Raw genomic sequence first — 16,175 nt, 5'->3', positions numbered from 1 at the left:
CATGGATGTGCAACTATGGACCTATATTTTAGTCGGACTGACCTTCGCCATTTATATTGGAGTTGCGATCTGGGCTAAGGCGGCATCCACCAGCGATTTTTATATTGCAGGGGCTCATGTAAGTCCACTTACAAACGGTATGGCCACAGCTGCCGACTGGATGTCTGCGGCATCCTTTTTATCCATGGCCGGACTGATATCATTCATGGGCTATGACGGGGCCGTGTACCTGATGGGATGGACCGGAGGTTACGTTTTACTGGCGCTACTGTTGGCGCCGTACCTAAGGAAGTTTGGTAAGTTTACCATCCCTGATTTTATAGGAGATCGTTACTACTCCAATTTCGCCAGAACCATTGCAGTTATCTGTGCAGTCATTGTTTCATTTACGTATGTAGCCGGGCAGATGAGGGGAGTGGGATTGGTGTTCTCCAAATTTTTGGAAGTGAATATCGATATCGGTGTTTTGATCGGGATGGGTATTGTTTTTTTCTACGCCGTTCTTGGCGGAATGAAAGGCATCACCTACACGCAGGTTGCTCAATATTGTGTGCTTATATTCGCCTTCATGGTGCCGGCCTTTTTTATCTCATTTCAGCTGACCGGTAACCCTATACCTCAGCTTGGATTCGGTTCAACCCTTGCCGACGGAAGCGGACAATTCCTCCTTGAAAAACTGGATGAGCTGCATACCGAACTTGGATTTGCAGCCTACACAAGCGGCACCAAAAGTATGCAGGATGTATTCTTTATCACAGCGGCCCTGATGATCGGAACGGCAGGTCTTCCACATGTTATTGTAAGATTTTTCACGGTACCTAAAGTTCGGGATGCCAGGATATCCGTTGGTTATGCCCTTATCTTTATCGCCATTCTATACACTACGGCTCCGGCCATAGCGGCATTTGCCAAGTATAACCTGATGGAGACCGTGAATGAAGAAGCCTATACCGAAATGCCGGAATGGTTTGGTACCTGGGAAGAAACGGCGTTATTGACCTGGGTCGATAAAGATGAGAATGGGATCATTACCTACGCTCCCGGGGCAGCCATTGAGGGATTACCGGAGATCCAGAGAAATGAGGCGGGGGAGATCATTCGGGGAAACCATGGTGAGGTGAAGGTCAATAACTCTGTAACTTCCGGCCCCAACGAACTTTATGTGGATCGCGACATCATGGTATTAGCCAATCCTGAGATCGCCAATTTACCGGCATGGGTGGCGGGGTTGGTAGCCGCCGGTGGACTTGCTGCAGCTTTATCAACGGCGGCCGGACTTTTACTGGTTATATCCACAGCCGTATCTCACGATCTCATTAAAAAACAGATCAAAACGGATATTTCGGATAAGAGTGAATTGATGTGGGCCAGGATTTCTGCAGCAGGTGCTGTGTTGGTTGCCGGATATTTTGGTATCAATCCCCCGGGTTTTGTTGCTGAGGTGGTGGCCATTGCCTTTGGGCTCGCAGCTGCATCTTTTTTCCCTGCTATCATTCTGGGGATCTTTTACAAGAAGATGAACCTGCAGGGAGCCATAGCCGGCATGATCGCCGGATTATTGTTTACCCTCGCTTATGTGGTTTTCTTCAAGATTGCTTTTCCTGAATACAACACCCCGGAATATTGGTGGTTTGGAATTTCACCGGAGGGAATCGGAACGCTTGGAATGTTGCTTAACCTGACGGTTTCATTTGCTGTGGGAATGATCTTTCCGGAACCGCCTGAGGAAGTGCAGAATATGGTGGAGGAGATCAGATACCCCCAGTAATTAGTAAAAAAAAGCTCCTGCTGTGTTGGCAGGAGCTTATCCTTAATATCGCAGATCAAACATTCGAATTAGAACCAGCCGGCACCCAATCCACGGAATGGCCATGGGATGGATGCGATCATGATCAGTAAACCAATGCCGTATGTGATAGCCACTCGTTTGTGTTTGGCAAGCGAGGCCTCCATTCGTTTAGCAGAGCTGAATCCAAAGGTGATCAGTGCTATAGCCACGATCATCATCGTGATATGTTCAACGGTGTAGAACCGAAGTACGGAACTCTCCATGACGCCCGATTCAAACGATACTTTAGGACTCATGAAATAAAGCCCTAAGCCAATAAGTAATTGAATATGCGTAAAAATCAGGGCTAATAATGCTGAGAGTCGGTCTGACTTTTGGTATTCTTTTTGACCTGTCCACCCTGAAATTGCTTTGATGATCGCCCAAACGATCAGTACCAGTAAGATCCATCTTAGTCCTGAGTGAGCGTGTAATAAGCCGTTGTACATATGCTGTATATTGAGTTAAAATTTTAAATGAATATAGGGAAGTATTACTTCTTAATCTTATCGTTCAGTTTGCGGAAGATCTTTTTGACTCTGCGTTTATTCACTCCCAGATCATACTCTCCAAGCCGACTTGCACTGCGTATGTAAACCACGGTTTTCCCTTCTTTTTCATCGAGGATCACGTTTACATCATCCTTAAAGCCAAACACCGGAATTCGATAAACGGCATGTAATTCAATGCGCCTGGGGTCCTTCACCTCGAATTCAAAGGCATCGTCTTCAAAGATCTGTGAGAGGTGTTCAAAAATCATTTCCACACCGGCCTCAAAAGTGATTTCTGTTCGAATACAATTCGGTGAATCCGGGCACTGTGGAAGCGGATTATGATTGATGTTTCCGGCCATATTCAATCAGCTTTGGGGTGATCTGTTTTTGGCTAAAAAATCAATTCAGTTCAAAAAATCGTTCCATCTGTTTCATGAATGATCCTACATCTTCGCATACTGTGAAGAGAGATAGACTTTCTTTATGAATAAAATCATGACTGACCGCTTTCTTTGTGAATTGAAGCAGACCGTCAAAGTATCCGTCTGTGTTAATGATGAAAATTGGTTTGTTGTGGATACCAAGCTGACGCCAGGTCAGGATCTCAAAAAATTCATCCAGGGTTCCGAATCCACCGGGAAGTACGAGGAATGCATCTGACAGGGATTCCATCAATGCTTTTCGGGTATGCATGTCCTGTGTTTCATGAAGGTCGGTCAGGCCTTTATGGGCTACTTCTCTTTCTTTCAGTTGGGTTGGTATCACTCCGATCACATCACCGCCTTCGGTCAGGGCTGCGTTGGCTACTTCACCCATAATACCTACTCGTCCACCGCCATAAACAATACCCCAATCCCGCCGGGCGATCTCACGACCGGCTTCCATGGCAACCTCAGGAAACTTTGGGTAGTTACCTTTTCGGGAGCCACAATAAATACAGATATGTTTTTTCATCAGGCTATGGTGAACATTCGATCAAGAACAGCATCAAGCTTATCCACCAAATAGGTGATGTCTTCTTCAGTATTTTGTTTACCAAGGCTGACCCTGATGCTGGAATTTGCCAGATTTGGCTCCATTCCGATTCCCGCAAGCACGTGAGAAGGTTCAACCGCTCCGGATGTACAGGCAGAACCGTTTGAGACGCAAATACCTTCAATATCAAGGTTCAGCAACAACATCTCACCGTCAATATGTTTGTTGTCAGCATCACTGAAGGAGAGATTTAGGATATGTGGTACGCCGTTGTCCTGAGGTCCGTTTACGGTAACCTTAACGGACAATTTCTCCCTGAGTTGTTCCAGCAGCAGAGATCTGAGTTTTGTAAAACGAGCGGTATGATTGTCCATTTCTTCGATAGCCAGTTCAAGAGCTTTGGTAAAACCAACAATGCCCGGCACATTCAGGGTACCACCCCGTCGTCTTCTTTCCTGTGAACCGCCGATCATCCATGGCACCCAGCGGGCCCCGTTTTTGACATACATGATACCGGTACCTTTGGGGCCGTAAATCTTATGTGCACTGCCACTGAGGAAATCGATTCCCAGCTCCCTTACATCCACGGGAAGTTTACCCAGACTCTGCACGGTATCGGAGTGAAAGGGTACATCAAATTCACGGCAAACCTCAGCAATTTCTGAAAGTGGGTTGATGGTGCCTATCTCATTATTAACGTGCATCAGGCTTACCAAAGCGGTGTTTTCGTTGATGGCCTCACGAACGGCATCGGCGGTTATCTTACCCGTTGCATCAGGCTTGGCAAACACCGGTTTGATCCCCCGCATCTTTTCCATTTCCACCGTGTGAAGCACTGCATGGTGTTCGATCTCTGAAGTAATCACTTCTTTTTTATTTCCTGAAACAGCTAATGCGCCTTTGATCACAGCATTATCGCTTTCCGTTCCGCCACTGGTAAATACGATCTCCGAAGGTTCCGCACCGATCAGGGATGCTACCTTTTCACGGGCATCTTCAATCACTACTTTGGTCTTTTGTCCCAGGTGATGGGCTGAGTTTGGATTCCCATAGTTTTCTTTCAGATAGGGCATCATGGCCTCTAAAACCCGCTCATCTAATGGGGTGGTAGCCGCGTGATCGAAGTAAACCGTTTTCATTTATTCAGATGATTTCAGATTAAAATTCAGTGCGCTAAAAATATTCAAATTGACGGTGAAAAACAGGGAGTAATCAAGGTTCATGAAAACTTCATTTCATGATGAGAACTTGGTACCTTAAGACGCAAAGTTAACTTTAAATGACCAAACAACTCATGGCTAAACTCACTCTCAACGACGTCGAAGTAAAAGGTAAAAAAGTGCTGATGCGCGTGGATTTCAACGTGCCGATCGAAAATGGAAAGATCACCGATGATAACCGTATTGTTCAGGCTTTGCCATCCATTAAACATGTGATCGAAAACGGAGGGCTGTTGATATTGACAAGCCATTTAGGCCGACCTGCCGGTGAATTCGATCCTGAATTTTCACTCAAGCCTGCGGCAGACCATCTTGCAACACTCATCGACGCAGATGTGCATTTTGCTGAAGATTGTATTGGTGAACAAGCTGATTCTGTGATCAGTAAGGCTGATTTCGGAGACGTAGTGGTTCTTGAAAATGTTCGGTTCCACCCGGAAGAGAAAAAGAATGATGAGGATTTCAGTAAAAAACTGGCAGCACATGGAGATCTGTTTGTGAATGATGCATTTGGGAGTTCTCACAGAGCCCATGCTTCAGTTGCCGGGGTGACGCGATATTTACAACCTGCGGTATCCGGTTATCTTCTGGAAAAAGAGATCAAGTATCTGGAAGAAAGTATCAATGATCCGGAACGGCCTTTTGTAGCGATCCTGGGTGGGGCCAAGGTATCAGACAAGATCGGAGTGATCGAAAACCTGCTCTCCAAAGTGGATACGATCATTGTGGGAGGGGGGATGACCTACACCTTTTACAAAGCCAAAGGCTGGCCAATTGGAAATTCATTAGTGGAAGAAGACAAAGTAGAACTGGCTAAAGAATTACTGGAAAAAGCAGAAAAAGCCGGAGTTAAATTTATGCTGCCTATGGACTCTGTGGTAGCTAAAGAATTTAAAAACGATGCCGAACATAAGGTAGTGGATGAGGATGGTATTGAAGATGGCTGGATGGCCCTCGATATTGGTCCCCAGTCTGCTTTAGCCTTTGGTAATGTGATCAAAGGAGCTAAAACTGTAGTTTGGAACGGTCCAATGGGTGTTTTTGAGTTGGAGAACTTTGCTGATGGCACCTTTGCCGTGGCAGAAGCTCTTGCTGATGCAACCAAATTTGGTGCCACTACCATTATTGGAGGGGGTGACTCAGCTGCTGCGATCAAAGCCGCCGGATTAATGGATAAGGTATCTCATGTTTCAACCGGGGGAGGGGCGAGCCTTGAATATCTTGAAGGTAAGGAACTACCCGGTGTAGCTTCGTTGACGGATAAATGATCTATTTTTTCAACACTGAATTAATTAGCGATAAGGCCAGGCATAATGTCTGGCCTTTTTAGTTCTTGATTACTAAAGTTCTAATCAGTAATGTGAAATCATTAAAAGAATTAGCATCATTTTATGAGAGTTCTATCACTAATTTTGATGATATTTTTAATTCCTGATCTAGCTTTGTCGCAGTACAGGATCACTTCAGTACCTGTATTAATTGAGCCATTGGATACAAGGTATTATTCTACTGGGAATGCAATGGTCTCTTTTATAAATAGTGGTGGCGGAAATTACATTAATCCTGCAACCTTAGATCACAATGGAATACCTACAATTAAATACTTTTTAGATACCTTTGGTACCAACCAAGATGTAATTGAGATCAGACTTCAGAATTTTTATACAGGTGCTTCATTTGGAAACTTTGATATATCTTTAAGCTATTTAGATTTGAGAAGTTCATTCAGTGAGGAAGCCATTGTCTTATCAGAGCCTTATAAAGATAATGTAATAAAAATCACTGGAGCTTATATATTCAAAAATGGGTTAAGAGCCGGTTTTGGTGTAAACTATTTAAAGAGTGACATCGGTAATGAACAGGTTTATGTGGATAGAGAGTACAACCCGGCTAAATCAGTATTTTTTGATTTAGGTATACAATATCATAAAACCTATCCTTATAGGGATGAAACTTGGCTTTTAACTCCTTCATACGGTTTGTCCTTGACCAATTTTGGCAAAGCCGTTTCTTATTATGATGGAATTTCAGACCCACTACCTACAAAATTAAGAATGGGGACCGGAATGTCTGTGAAGTATGGACAAGAGAGTTTTGGGTTGAGGCCTTTGGAAATGAATGGATCGTTAGCTGTTTCAAAATTTATGGTAAGAAATGAAATGGAAATGATTGAAACTAATGGAAGAACAGATTCAGTATATGTGGCGATGAATCCCTTTAAAGCTTTAATAAGATCATGGGGCAATTATAAATGGAATGATGGGCTTGAGGAGCAAACAGCAACAATTGTAGATCAGCTTATATTTCATACCGGTTTTGAAGTTATTTTTTATGAAACCTTATCTATTCGTGTGGGCTATCAAAAAGCATCAGAAGTTAACATGCCGTATACTTTTCAGGCAGGAGGTTTTGGAATTAACTTAGGTTATTTATCCTTTGATTATTCAGAATACTTTTATCCAGATGGAAGGGGGAATGATAGGGGAAGTACCTGGAATTTAACTGTAAGAATTCCATTGAATGATAAAAAGCCTCGTTCGATATTGAATCATATTCTTAATTAATTTTTTACATGAATCAATATCCACTTTTATTGAGAAGCACCATTCGGCTGGCATTTGCATTCCTGCTTATTGCTGCCTTGATCCTGACGCGTCAGCTTTTGGTTCCGTTGTTTCTAAGTGTGATGCTGGCCTATTTACTTTATCCCTATGCGGAATGGCTCGAAAGTAAAAACATCCCCAGAATTGCTACGAACCTGATCGTGATCCTTGGATTTGGGATCTTTCTTGGAATCATAGGAAGTGCGGTTGGGGTACTGGCTTCAAATTTTACAGGGGATTTTTCGCAAATTCGAATTCAGTTCGAAAACAACCTTCAGAATATTCTGGGCTCCATTACCGGTTATACAGGGATATCCGAAGAAAGTATCAACTCTCTGGTACGGGATATAGGAGAAACGGGGCAATACCTTTCTGAATTCTTTACTACCACCACCAATACTCTTTTGACGCTGGGTTTGTTGCCGGTTTATACCTTTCTACTGCTATTTTACAGAGATAAATTCAGAGAATTTGTATCCATGTTCATACACGAGGAACATGAGGAAGTCCTCGAGAATATCATTGTTCAAGCCTCGGAAGTAGTTCCAAAATACCTCAAGGGCCTACTCATCGTGTGCTTTTTATTGATGGGACTGAATTCTCTCGGTTTCTATCTGATCGGACTTGAGTATGCGCTGCTTTTTGGGATCATTGCGGCACTGTTTAACCTGATCCCTTATCTCGGGACTATTTTAGGCTATGGGATCGTGCTTTTGTTCACTCTTGGAACACAGTCCCCATCACTGGCCGTGGCGGTGATCATACAGTTTGCGATCGTTCAGTTCCTGGAAAACAACATCCTCACACCGAATATCACAGGATCTTATGTGGAGATAAACCCATTGGTCATCATCTTTTCCCTGATCGCAGCCGGAATGATATGGGGACTCCCCGGCATGTTGATCATTATTCCTTATCTCGGATTATTCAAGATCGTTTGCGAGAATGTAGAAAGTTTAAAACCGATCGGCTTTCTACTGGGAACCAAAGGCACTGAGAGGCACTCCATTACGATCAAATCGCTTCAGAAACGATTTGGCTGGGTAAAGGGGGAATAGGATTGATTTCAAGTTGCACCTTCCCAATCGATTATTACATTGCAAGACCTTCTCACTCAAATCAAGATTTGGTATGTCGGAAAACATAGATACTATTCGTAAAAAACTGGATGATATAGATCGAACCATTTTGAAAGCTTTGGCCGAGCGGCAAGGACTGGTTAAAGAAGTATCAGATCTCAAACTTAAAAATGAGCAGGGTATACGTGATCTGGAAAGGGAAGAACAGTTATTGAACCGGATAAGGGATATTGCTCATGAGGTAGGATTGGACCGTTATTTTGCCGAGCATTTATTCAGGGAGATCATCACCAACTCGGTGCGTTTCCAAACACATTCCCTGGTCGATCATCAGAATGCAAAAACAGGTGCGGATACGATCAGGGTTTCGTATCAGGGGACGGATGGTGCTTACAGCCATCTTGCAGCAACACGGCATTTCAGTGAAAGATATGCTCAGGTAGATGCTATCGGCTATGATACCTTTCAGCAAGCTGCACAAGCCCTTATGGATAAAAAAGTAGACTATGCGATCTTACCTATCGAAAACACGACAGCCGGTTCCATAAATGATACTTATGATATTGTTGGCAATGAAAAGATCCATATTGTGGGTGAAGAAATTCTGAAAGTGGTTCATTGCCTGATGTCGGTTGAGCCGGTGGAGCTTTCCAAGATCAGGCGTATCCTGTCACATCCACAGGCTTTAGCACAGTGTACCACGTTTTTGTCTGGCCTTCCCCGGTGCAAGGTGGAATCCTATCTAGATACAGCCATGTCAGCCAAAAAAATTCTGGAAGACGGTGATATAACTCAGGCAGCCATTGCCGGAGCCCATGCGGCTGATCTTTACGGTTTGCATGTATTGGAAAGTGATATTGCTAATCAGAGTGATAATTTCACCCGTTTTGTTGTAGCAGCCAGGCAACCGGTGAAAGTTGATAAGCAAATTCCCGCAAAAACATCATTGATGATGGTCACTTCCAATGAGGAAGGTTCATTGATCGAATGCCTGAATGTATTGCATAAACATAAGATCAATATGGCAAAGCTGGAATCGCGCCCAAGAATGAATGAACCTTTCAGGTACACATTCTATCTGGATATTCATGGAAATATTGAGGATCGGGAAGTTACTACCGGGCTTGATGAGCTGAGTAATAAAGCTGAAGAACTGAAGATATTAGGATGTTACCCAAAACAGCAGAATTGATGAGTTAAAAAAAACTTACTTGATCAATGTCATGGTCTTTGACTCCGAAAATTGTCCGGCATCCAGTTTATATAAATACACACCACTAGCAAGTCTGCTTGCATCAAATCTGACTCTGTGACTTCCCGCACTCAGTTCCGAATTCAATAAGACATTGATGCGTCTTCCCTGAATATCGAATACCTCAAGTTTAACCCGGGTACTTGCAGGTAGCGAAAATGAAATGGTCGTGGTTGGGTTAAACGGGTTTGGATAATTTTGCTCCAGTTTAAATGTGCCCGGTATGGAAGGGTCGGTACCATTTGAAGTCGGGATCTCACTTCCAAGAAAGCCAATTTTTTGGTATTCACGCCCAATGACTTCAGCCGTTTCCTGTTCTGAAAGCCCAAACCAGTCTGTGAGAATAGTGGTATAGACAGAACGGAAATCATATTCATATACAAGATTGCCATTTTCGTCGAGGTTGTCACGGTCAAGTTTTGGATCATTTCCAAAAAACCCGGGTGTAATTCCATCTCCAAAAAGCATGATGGGTGCTGCCGTACCGTGGTCGGTTCCCTGTCCGTTTTGTTCCACCCTTCGTCCAAATTCTGAAAAGGTCATGGTCAAAACTTCACTGGTATTGCCACCGGCTTTCAGGTCGTCATAAAAACTGCGAATGCCGTTACTCAGAAGTTGTAACAGGTTCTGGTGACTTGAGGGTTGGTCGGTATGAGTGTCAAAACCATCCAGAGAAACCATATAGATCTTACTTCCCAATCCACCTTTGATAAGTCGTGCTACGACCTGCAGGCTCATAGAAATATTTCGGGATTCATAATCAACCTGATTGGAACTTTTATCATAGGCTTCTTTTATGGATTCTGCATACTGAAATGAGTTATTGATCTGTTCACGAACAAAGCGCATTTCGTTGCCAAAGGCTGTGTCAGGGAGGTTTGAGGTAGAATAGACCTGCCCCTGTTGTGTGATACGATCCAATGCACCCACACTTGAAAAGGTTATTGCCGTGTTGTTGTCAGGTCCTTTGAAAAGTAAAGAAGAGGATCCTCCAATGTTCACAGCCAGAGGGACATTACTTTGATTCATAAGTTCCTGCTCGATGTAGTCACCATCAAGATACCTTCCCAGCCAGCCGGATGGTTTGATGTTGTCGGAATCACTTGAGGTAAGCCAAACGTCGGATGAGGTAAAGTGGGAAAGAATAGGATCAGGATATCCAACATTTTGTATGATCCCCATGCTGCCATCATCCCAAATTGAACGCAGTGGTTCAAGAGCAGGATGCATGCCCATAGTATCACTCAGTCCTATCACATCATTCTTTCGGATGGCGATACTGGGTCGGGCATTGTAATAGTGGTCGTTTTCGTAGGGAATAAACGTGTTAAGTCCATCATTACCGCCATTGAGTTGAATCAAAACCAGAATTTTGTCGGTTTCGAGTTGTGCCAGTTTTCGGAATAGGGAAGAACTTTGCAATGCGTGAACAGGGGTACTGCTGAGCATCAGGGCACTGCCGGTTGCAAATAACCCTAAGCGCGAGAGGAAATCCCTTCGGCTGCACAGATCATGGTGATGGTCGTGATGAATTCCGTCTTTGAGTGAAGTGCCTTTTATGCGATCCATAATCTATTAGATTAAAAGAGGTTGTATTCAGGTAGCTTGCGCAAATACTTGATGAAATTTCGAATATTGCCGTCTGCGTTACTTCTGTCAATTGACCACAAATACTCGGGGTCACCATCAAGCAAAAGCGTCTTATGGTCAGCAGTTTCGTCTTCGGGTAATTGAACAGGGATGAAATACTCTGCCAGGTGCCGGGCTAATAATGCAGGATCATTGACGTCTTCGCCGGCTACCTTTTTGGCCAGATCAATCACATCTACTTCATAACTGCCTGAAACATGAGTGAATGTTCGTTCTGATATACTCCACCTTTCTGTGATCGTTGTGTTACTTAGCCATAGCCTGTAACCCGGCCAACCGGCAACATTAGGCACGTCAAACGGATCCTGTTCAAGATCAAGTAACCACATTCGTTGGTTGTCTTTTAGCGAATCATCAGGTTCCACCCCCGTTTCAACATAAAGGGTGTTCAGGAATTCGAGCGGACTCTTGATCTTGCATCCAATAAACTCGGGATCGAAGAAATGCTCACTTTTTAGCAGCGTGGTAATCACCGGAAGGATCTCAAAGTTTGAGTTTATGAAAATAGTTGCAAGTTCATCGACTATCGATTCGTTGACTCCTTCATAAACAAAATATCGATAGATCTTTTTGCAGATATGATAGGCGATCTCCTCGGTTCGTTCCTCAAAGATCAGGTCTATCGCTTGCTCGTAATTAAAATTACCGGTGCGACCAAGTATCGTCTTATCTTCATCATAAAACCGGTCCTGAGAGTAAACGACTTCAAATTCCGGCCTTAATCTGACACTGTAACCGGAAAAGGCTTTGGCCAGATTTGTAATATCTGCTTGTGAATAGTTCAGGTCACCATTCTTATTCTTAATGCCCATGGTAAATAACTCAAGAAATTCCCGGGCGTAGTTTTCCTGAGGTTTGTCGTTATAACGCGAATTATGTTGCCCATCCAGATAGATCAACATGGCATGATCGATACCGATAGCTTTACAGAACTCTTTGAAATTTCCGAATGTGTGGGTACGGATGACATTCATATATCGGTACCAAAGCGGAGCAAAAATGTCGTTGTTGGAGCCAACCACAAAATGGTTTCGCCAAAAGAAAGCCAGGCGTTCCCTGAGAGGCACTTTGCGCATTTCATCCGTCCATGAGATCTTGAATTCCGCTGATCGGGCATTATTAGCCTGGGAATATGAGCCGTCAAATGGATAAGGAGGAGTTTCGTCGATCCAGGAAGGAGCCGGTGGCAATGGAGGATTTATAGATTCCTGAATGATAAGATCTACAGCCTGTGAGGGTGTAAGCTGTAACATCTCGTCAACGCGATCGATATGTGCCCCGTAGCCGGTTCTTCGCAGCAGGTGGGTGGCACGTTGCCTGTTCCAGGGCATAGCCGTTCCGGGTTGATAGGGCGAAAGTGTCGTGTTCTGCCCTTTTGCACTGATGCTATCCAAATAAGCCTGAAAGTGAAGGTGCTCCTCTCTTTCGATGGTAAGTTTATCTTCAGCGATATGTTCAACCATATGTTTGAGTCTGAGATTGACCGTATATAAAATTCTTTGCTATCTCATATTTTAGATAGCCATAATACACCTGAGGAGGCAGGGCACAGGTGTTTCACTATAAATATTTTCCAACCGATAACAGCTTAAAGATCAGTTGTACCCATTTTGTTCCTGTAATGCACCCATAATTTCATTACACCCATAAATACTTCAATTTTAAACTAAAATACAATAGGGTCGCTATTCAGGAACATTTGACATCTGTGTCAATAGAAGTGAGTGTATTAAAACAATTGAAATGAATGATCCTGAATTACAAATCCATCGGCCTGTTCCTGCTTTTTTGCCTCCTTTTTGTACCCCTATCATGTGATATGTTGAACGGGGATGATGAATTGCAAGGCTGTCTCATTCAAACGGGAATCGCCAGCTGGTACGGTGAGGATTATCATGGCTCACAAACAGCCAGTGGAGAGATCTATGATATGGAGTCGTTAACGGCGGCTCACAAGAGGCTTCCGTTCAATACAGTGGTAGGGGTGAAAAACCTGGATAACGGTGAAAATGTGATCGTACGGATCAATAATCGGGGGCCATTTGTTGAGGGCCGTGTGATCGACCTGTCTCGCAAAGCAGCCAGGGGGATCGGTATTCTAACTACCGGTTTGGCAGATGTAGAGCTTTATCTGATAGAAGCTGGTGATGCGGAACTTCCTGAAGATCTGAGCTGCCGTTAATATCAGCTGTCTTGCTTTTCAGGGATCAGGATTCGCATCCGTTGTGTTTTTTCCACATCCCAGGGTCGTGGCCTGTGGGAATGTTTTCACATGGATCGTTGGGGGTATAGCCACGTAATTCATTATAATGCTGCACCTGCTCATAGGTCAAAATTGAGACCATTTGCAGGTGGGTTTTCAGGTGCGTGTACCGTAATTCAGCATAGGTCTCAGCACTTTTATCAATGAGATCTTTTAATGAATCATCGGTTACGTTTTTGTCTTTAAATGCGTTATCGATCTTTGTTTCCAATGCTATGATCTTTTCCCCAAGTGGAATAGCTGTTTGCTGCATATCATCAAATAATTTCTGAATGATATTTAGTTGATCCTCGGTTAGCTCAAATTCACCTGCTTCGTAGGCATCAAGAACATGCCGTGGACCGGGGTAACCATTAAGTTCTGCCGGTTTGGCCATTCCGTTAAAAGGGGTGCCTGCACCGGCCTTAAGTCCCTGAATATCCTCAGGCGTCAGTGATTTTATGGGCTGTTCCTGTTGACCTGAATATTGTGAATGCACAGAACTTTCATGGTTGTGCTGTGCCTGAACCCCAAAGCTGATCAAAAGTATGATCGCTAATGCTGAAGTAAGTGATCTGATCATGATAATCTAAGAATCTGATTAATTTTCTACGAACGGTTCAAAGATATAGAAAAGTCACCTGATCCTAACAATGAATTGAGTAAAAGTCTTGTAATAACTTCGGAATACAGATCTCTAACCGGCGATCAAATATTTCAATTCGGGATACATTTCATTTAGATCCAGCGAACCAATGAGATTTTCAATACCCTGCTTATTCAGCAGTTTGTGAGTGAGAAAATGACCATCCATGAATACGCCAAAGGTACCATATGGAGAACCTGATTCTCTGGCTTCCTCAGGGGTATGAACTTTATGAAGGATAACATCAAAGCCCATGTCTTCAAATATGATCTTCATTTCGTGAATGTAGTAATTCACAAAGGCACTTTGGTCAGCATAACTGATCGTAATGCCATGAGGATTCAATGGATTGGTTTTTTCAGCTATGGGCAGGGTAAAGGATGGCACCGGAACTTCCAGCCTGAATTTTTTAACCAGCATGGTAAAGCCGGGTATATGGGCGTGCTCCAGGTATCCCCTTTGCAGATAAAAGTCTCTGTCACGGTCAAAATCCTGATTTTCCAGTACTATGACCATACCGTTGCTCTTACTGTTGTTGGTTTCGGCCTTTTGCAGCAGTTCAGATCTCAGCCACTGTTCAGGATCCTCTTCTTCCACAACCACATGATTAATGAATGTGAATCCCGGCGCATAAATGGGTTTCCAGGCTTGTTCAGCCGGTACATATTCAATAAAGGCTTCCTTTGCTGTGTCGATCTTAATGATGACCATCCCTTCCTCGAACCGATCCATAAGCCAGTCTCGGTTGTAGGTGAATAATTCAGGGCTGTTCGGATTTTTAAGATCTACGCAGGGCAGGGTACCCTGACCAATAGTGTTGGCATTCAGTTTGATGAGTGTCATGGGGCCTCCGGAGTTTTTCGGATGCTACCCAAAGTTTTTAAAGAACGTGTGAATTAAATAAGGATGTTTCAGATCTTTTTTGAACCGTCAGACCACTGTAATTCAAAGGATCCATCCTCAGAAAAGGCATCGGACCTTCGAATCCATTTTTCATTTTGCCAAACCCGAACAAATCCCTTTTCAAGGGGTTCATTAGGGTTCTGTTTATCCAATGCATGGGTCAGGTCAGTGAGCATTTGTCTTTGGGTTCTAAGCCGGATGTCGGTTTTGTGAGCAAGGTTCTCCCGTAAACTCTGAATGGTGACTCTTGCTGATTCCATTTTTTGTTTTACAACCTGCAGCGCATGGGACCTGGCCAGATTTGAAACCCGATCTTTGTACAACTGAATGGCACCAACGGTGTGCATTTCAAGCTTTTTGGCTTTGTCTTCCACCAAGAAACGGATCTCGTTGATATCCGGTACCGCAAGCACAGCAGCTTGAGTTGGGGTGGCGGCCCGGGCATCCGCTACAAAATCAGATATGGAAAAATCGACTTCGTGTCCCACAGCACTGATTACCGGAACCTCACTTTTAAAAACGGCTCTGGCTACCGCCTCTTCATTAAAAGGCCAAAGGTCTTCGAGAGAACCACCACCACGCCCAATGATCATCACATCCACATTTTTGGTAGATGAAAAATATTCGATTCCTTTGACGATCTCAGGCGCGGCATTCACACCCTGTACAGAGGCGTGGTATAACTTGACGTTAGCCAAAGGCCATCGGTTTTCCAGGGTGGACCGGATATCCTGAAAAGCAGCCCCGGTGGCAGAAGTAACCACTCCGATTGTTTGGGGAAATTTAGGCAGGCTTTTTTTGTGATGATCCTCAAATAATCCTTCTGCCTTGAGTTTAGCTTTCAGCTTTTCAAAAGCCTGCTGCAATTTACCGATACCCGCTTGCTGTACTAAACTAACGATCATCTGATATCTGCCATGTGGGGCATATACCTGAATATCACCGCCTACCACAATTTGCTGCCCATCGGTCAGGTTCAGGTCAAGTCGCTGAGCAGTGCTTCTCCAAATCACGCAAGGCAGGGAGGCGTTGGAATCCTTGAGGGTAAAATAATAATGTCCGTTTCGGCTTTGACTCACATTACTGGTTTCCCCTTCCACAAGAATATCAATGAAGTTCTGTTCCAGTACATTTTTGATCTTATCGGTAAGCTGAGATACGCTGGGAATATCGAACAAAAACGGGATCTGATTATCGGACATACGGTGTGTTTCGTTTCAAAATTACGTCTTAAGGTAAGAAGGATAGAATTGCTTCGCATGAGGAAAGAAGTAATGCGCTTC

General features: G+C 43.8%; 15 protein-coding genes. 6 read left to right on the top strand and 9 right to left on the bottom strand.

Annotation, left to right across the window (positions count from 1 at the left end; all coding sequences use genetic code 11):
- Position 1: 1 nt before the first annotated feature.
- Complete coding sequence (locus tag C3B73_RS08165; protein ID WP_103665351.1) at positions 2–1,768, top strand: sodium:solute symporter family protein; 1,767 nt, start codon at positions 2–4, stop codon at positions 1,766–1,768.
- Between the two features lie 68 nt (positions 1,769–1,836).
- On the opposite strand, the gene C3B73_RS08160 is transcribed toward C3B73_RS08165, so the two are convergent.
- From C3B73_RS08160 to C3B73_RS08145, 4 genes are read right to left on the bottom strand one after another with little or no spacing between them, the layout of a single operon-like run.
- Complete coding sequence (locus C3B73_RS08160; RefSeq protein ID WP_103665112.1) at positions 1,837–2,277, bottom strand: cytochrome B; 441 nt, start codon at positions 2,275–2,277, stop codon at positions 1,837–1,839.
- A gap of 44 nt (positions 2,278–2,321) precedes the next feature.
- Positions 2,322–2,681, bottom strand: coding sequence for a DUF1499 domain-containing protein (locus C3B73_RS08155; RefSeq protein ID WP_103665111.1), 360 nt, complete (start codon positions 2,679–2,681; stop codon positions 2,322–2,324).
- Positions 2,682–2,721: 40 nt separating this feature from the next.
- Positions 2,722–3,276 (bottom strand): LOG family protein, encoded by a 555-nt coding sequence (locus C3B73_RS08150; protein WP_103665110.1) that lies wholly within the window; start codon positions 3,274–3,276, stop codon positions 2,722–2,724.
- On the bottom strand, positions 3,276–4,436 hold the full coding sequence (locus tag C3B73_RS08145; protein WP_103665109.1) for a cysteine desulfurase family protein: 1,161 nt from the start codon (positions 4,434–4,436) through the stop codon (positions 3,276–3,278). The genes C3B73_RS08150 and C3B73_RS08145 overlap by 1 nt, the downstream gene beginning before the upstream one ends.
- Positions 4,437–4,591: 155 nt before the next feature.
- Between C3B73_RS08145 and C3B73_RS08140 the strand changes: the two genes are divergently transcribed.
- The 4 genes from C3B73_RS08140 to C3B73_RS08125 all read left to right on the top strand — a co-directional run bounded on the left by C3B73_RS08140 (position 4,592) and on the right by C3B73_RS08125 (position 9,391).
- A complete protein-coding gene (locus C3B73_RS08140; protein ID WP_103665108.1) occupies positions 4,592–5,785 on the top strand; it encodes a phosphoglycerate kinase in 1,194 nt (397 codons plus the stop codon).
- Between the two features lie 123 nt (positions 5,786–5,908).
- Positions 5,909–7,081 (top strand): PorV/PorQ family protein, encoded by a 1,173-nt coding sequence (locus C3B73_RS08135; RefSeq protein ID WP_157939449.1) that lies wholly within the window; start codon positions 5,909–5,911, stop codon positions 7,079–7,081.
- Between the two features lie 8 nt (positions 7,082–7,089).
- A complete protein-coding gene (locus C3B73_RS08130; protein WP_103665106.1) occupies positions 7,090–8,178 on the top strand; it encodes an AI-2E family transporter in 1,089 nt (362 codons plus the stop codon).
- A gap of 73 nt (positions 8,179–8,251) precedes the next feature.
- Positions 8,252–9,391, top strand: coding sequence for a bifunctional chorismate mutase/prephenate dehydratase (locus tag C3B73_RS08125; RefSeq protein WP_103665105.1), 1,140 nt, complete (start codon positions 8,252–8,254; stop codon positions 9,389–9,391).
- A gap of 15 nt (positions 9,392–9,406) precedes the next feature.
- Here C3B73_RS08125 and C3B73_RS08120 read toward each other — a convergent pair whose 3' ends face one another.
- Positions 9,407–11,020 carry a DUF1501 domain-containing protein gene (locus C3B73_RS08120; RefSeq protein ID WP_103665104.1) on the bottom strand — a complete coding sequence of 538 codons (1,614 nt, stop codon included), beginning with the start codon at positions 11,018–11,020 and terminating at the stop codon, positions 9,407–9,409.
- Between the two features lie 11 nt (positions 11,021–11,031).
- Positions 11,032–12,564: a DUF1800 domain-containing protein gene (locus C3B73_RS08115; RefSeq protein ID WP_103665103.1), complete on the bottom strand. Its 1,533-nt coding sequence runs from the start codon at positions 12,562–12,564 to the stop codon at positions 11,032–11,034.
- A gap of 356 nt (positions 12,565–12,920) precedes the next feature.
- Here C3B73_RS08115 and C3B73_RS08110 point away from each other — a divergent pair, with 356 nt between their 5' ends.
- A complete protein-coding gene (locus tag C3B73_RS08110; protein WP_198597313.1) occupies positions 12,921–13,283 on the top strand; it encodes a septal ring lytic transglycosylase RlpA family protein in 363 nt (120 codons plus the stop codon).
- 25 nt (positions 13,284–13,308) lie between these two features.
- On the opposite strand, the gene C3B73_RS08105 is transcribed toward C3B73_RS08110, so the two are convergent.
- The 3 genes from C3B73_RS08105 to xseA all read right to left on the bottom strand — a co-directional run bounded on the left by C3B73_RS08105 (position 13,309) and on the right by xseA (position 16,094).
- The gene (locus tag C3B73_RS08105; protein WP_103665101.1) at positions 13,309–13,926 is read right to left on the bottom strand and encodes a Spy/CpxP family protein refolding chaperone; all 618 of its coding nucleotides are present in this window, start codon (positions 13,924–13,926) and stop codon (positions 13,309–13,311) included.
- A gap of 114 nt (positions 13,927–14,040) precedes the next feature.
- Complete coding sequence (locus C3B73_RS08100) at positions 14,041–14,832, bottom strand: YoaP domain-containing protein (protein WP_103665100.1); 792 nt, start codon at positions 14,830–14,832, stop codon at positions 14,041–14,043.
- A 68-nt stretch (positions 14,833–14,900) separates the two neighbouring features.
- Positions 14,901–16,094, bottom strand: coding sequence for an exodeoxyribonuclease VII large subunit (gene xseA / locus C3B73_RS08095; protein WP_103665099.1), 1,194 nt, complete (start codon positions 16,092–16,094; stop codon positions 14,901–14,903).
- Positions 16,095–16,175: the final 81 nt, after the last annotated feature.

The sequence above is a fragment of the Gracilimonas amylolytica genome, from assembly GCF_002911695.1.
Classification (GTDB): domain Bacteria; phylum Bacteroidota; class Rhodothermia; order Balneolales; family Balneolaceae; genus Gracilimonas; species Gracilimonas amylolytica.
Note: the sequence above shows the minus strand (reverse complement) of the source record. Positions and strands in the feature narration are given on the sequence as shown.

Coding starts and splice junctions, on each gene's coding strand:
- C3B73_RS08135 (WP_157939449.1), top strand. CDS start 5,909: ATGAGAGTTCTATCACTAATTTTGATGATATTTTTAATTCCTGATCTA.
- C3B73_RS08145 (WP_103665109.1), bottom strand. CDS start 4,436: ATGAAAACGGTTTACTTCGATCACGCGGCTACCACCCCATTAGATGAG.
- C3B73_RS08125 (WP_103665105.1), top strand. CDS start 8,252: ATGTCGGAAAACATAGATACTATTCGTAAAAAACTGGATGATATAGAT.
- C3B73_RS08120 (WP_103665104.1), bottom strand. CDS start 11,020: ATGGATCGCATAAAAGGCACTTCACTCAAAGACGGAATTCATCACGAC.
- C3B73_RS08165 (WP_103665351.1), top strand. CDS start 2: ATGGATGTGCAACTATGGACCTATATTTTAGTCGGACTGACCTTCGCC.
- C3B73_RS08155 (WP_103665111.1), bottom strand. CDS start 2,681: ATGGCCGGAAACATCAATCATAATCCGCTTCCACAGTGCCCGGATTCA.
- C3B73_RS08105 (WP_103665101.1), bottom strand. CDS start 13,926: ATGATCAGATCACTTACTTCAGCATTAGCGATCATACTTTTGATCAGC.
- C3B73_RS08160 (WP_103665112.1), bottom strand. CDS start 2,277: ATGTACAACGGCTTATTACACGCTCACTCAGGACTAAGATGGATCTTA.
- C3B73_RS08110 (WP_198597313.1), top strand. CDS start 12,921: ATGTTGAACGGGGATGATGAATTGCAAGGCTGTCTCATTCAAACGGGA.
- C3B73_RS08115 (WP_103665103.1), bottom strand. CDS start 12,564: ATGGTTGAACATATCGCTGAAGATAAACTTACCATCGAAAGAGAGGAG.
- C3B73_RS08130 (WP_103665106.1), top strand. CDS start 7,090: ATGAATCAATATCCACTTTTATTGAGAAGCACCATTCGGCTGGCATTT.
- C3B73_RS08140 (WP_103665108.1), top strand. CDS start 4,592: ATGGCTAAACTCACTCTCAACGACGTCGAAGTAAAAGGTAAAAAAGTG.
- C3B73_RS08150 (WP_103665110.1), bottom strand. CDS start 3,276: ATGAAAAAACATATCTGTATTTATTGTGGCTCCCGAAAAGGTAACTAC.
- xseA (WP_103665099.1), bottom strand. CDS start 16,094: ATGTCCGATAATCAGATCCCGTTTTTGTTCGATATTCCCAGCGTATCT.
- C3B73_RS08100 (WP_103665100.1), bottom strand. CDS start 14,832: ATGACACTCATCAAACTGAATGCCAACACTATTGGTCAGGGTACCCTG.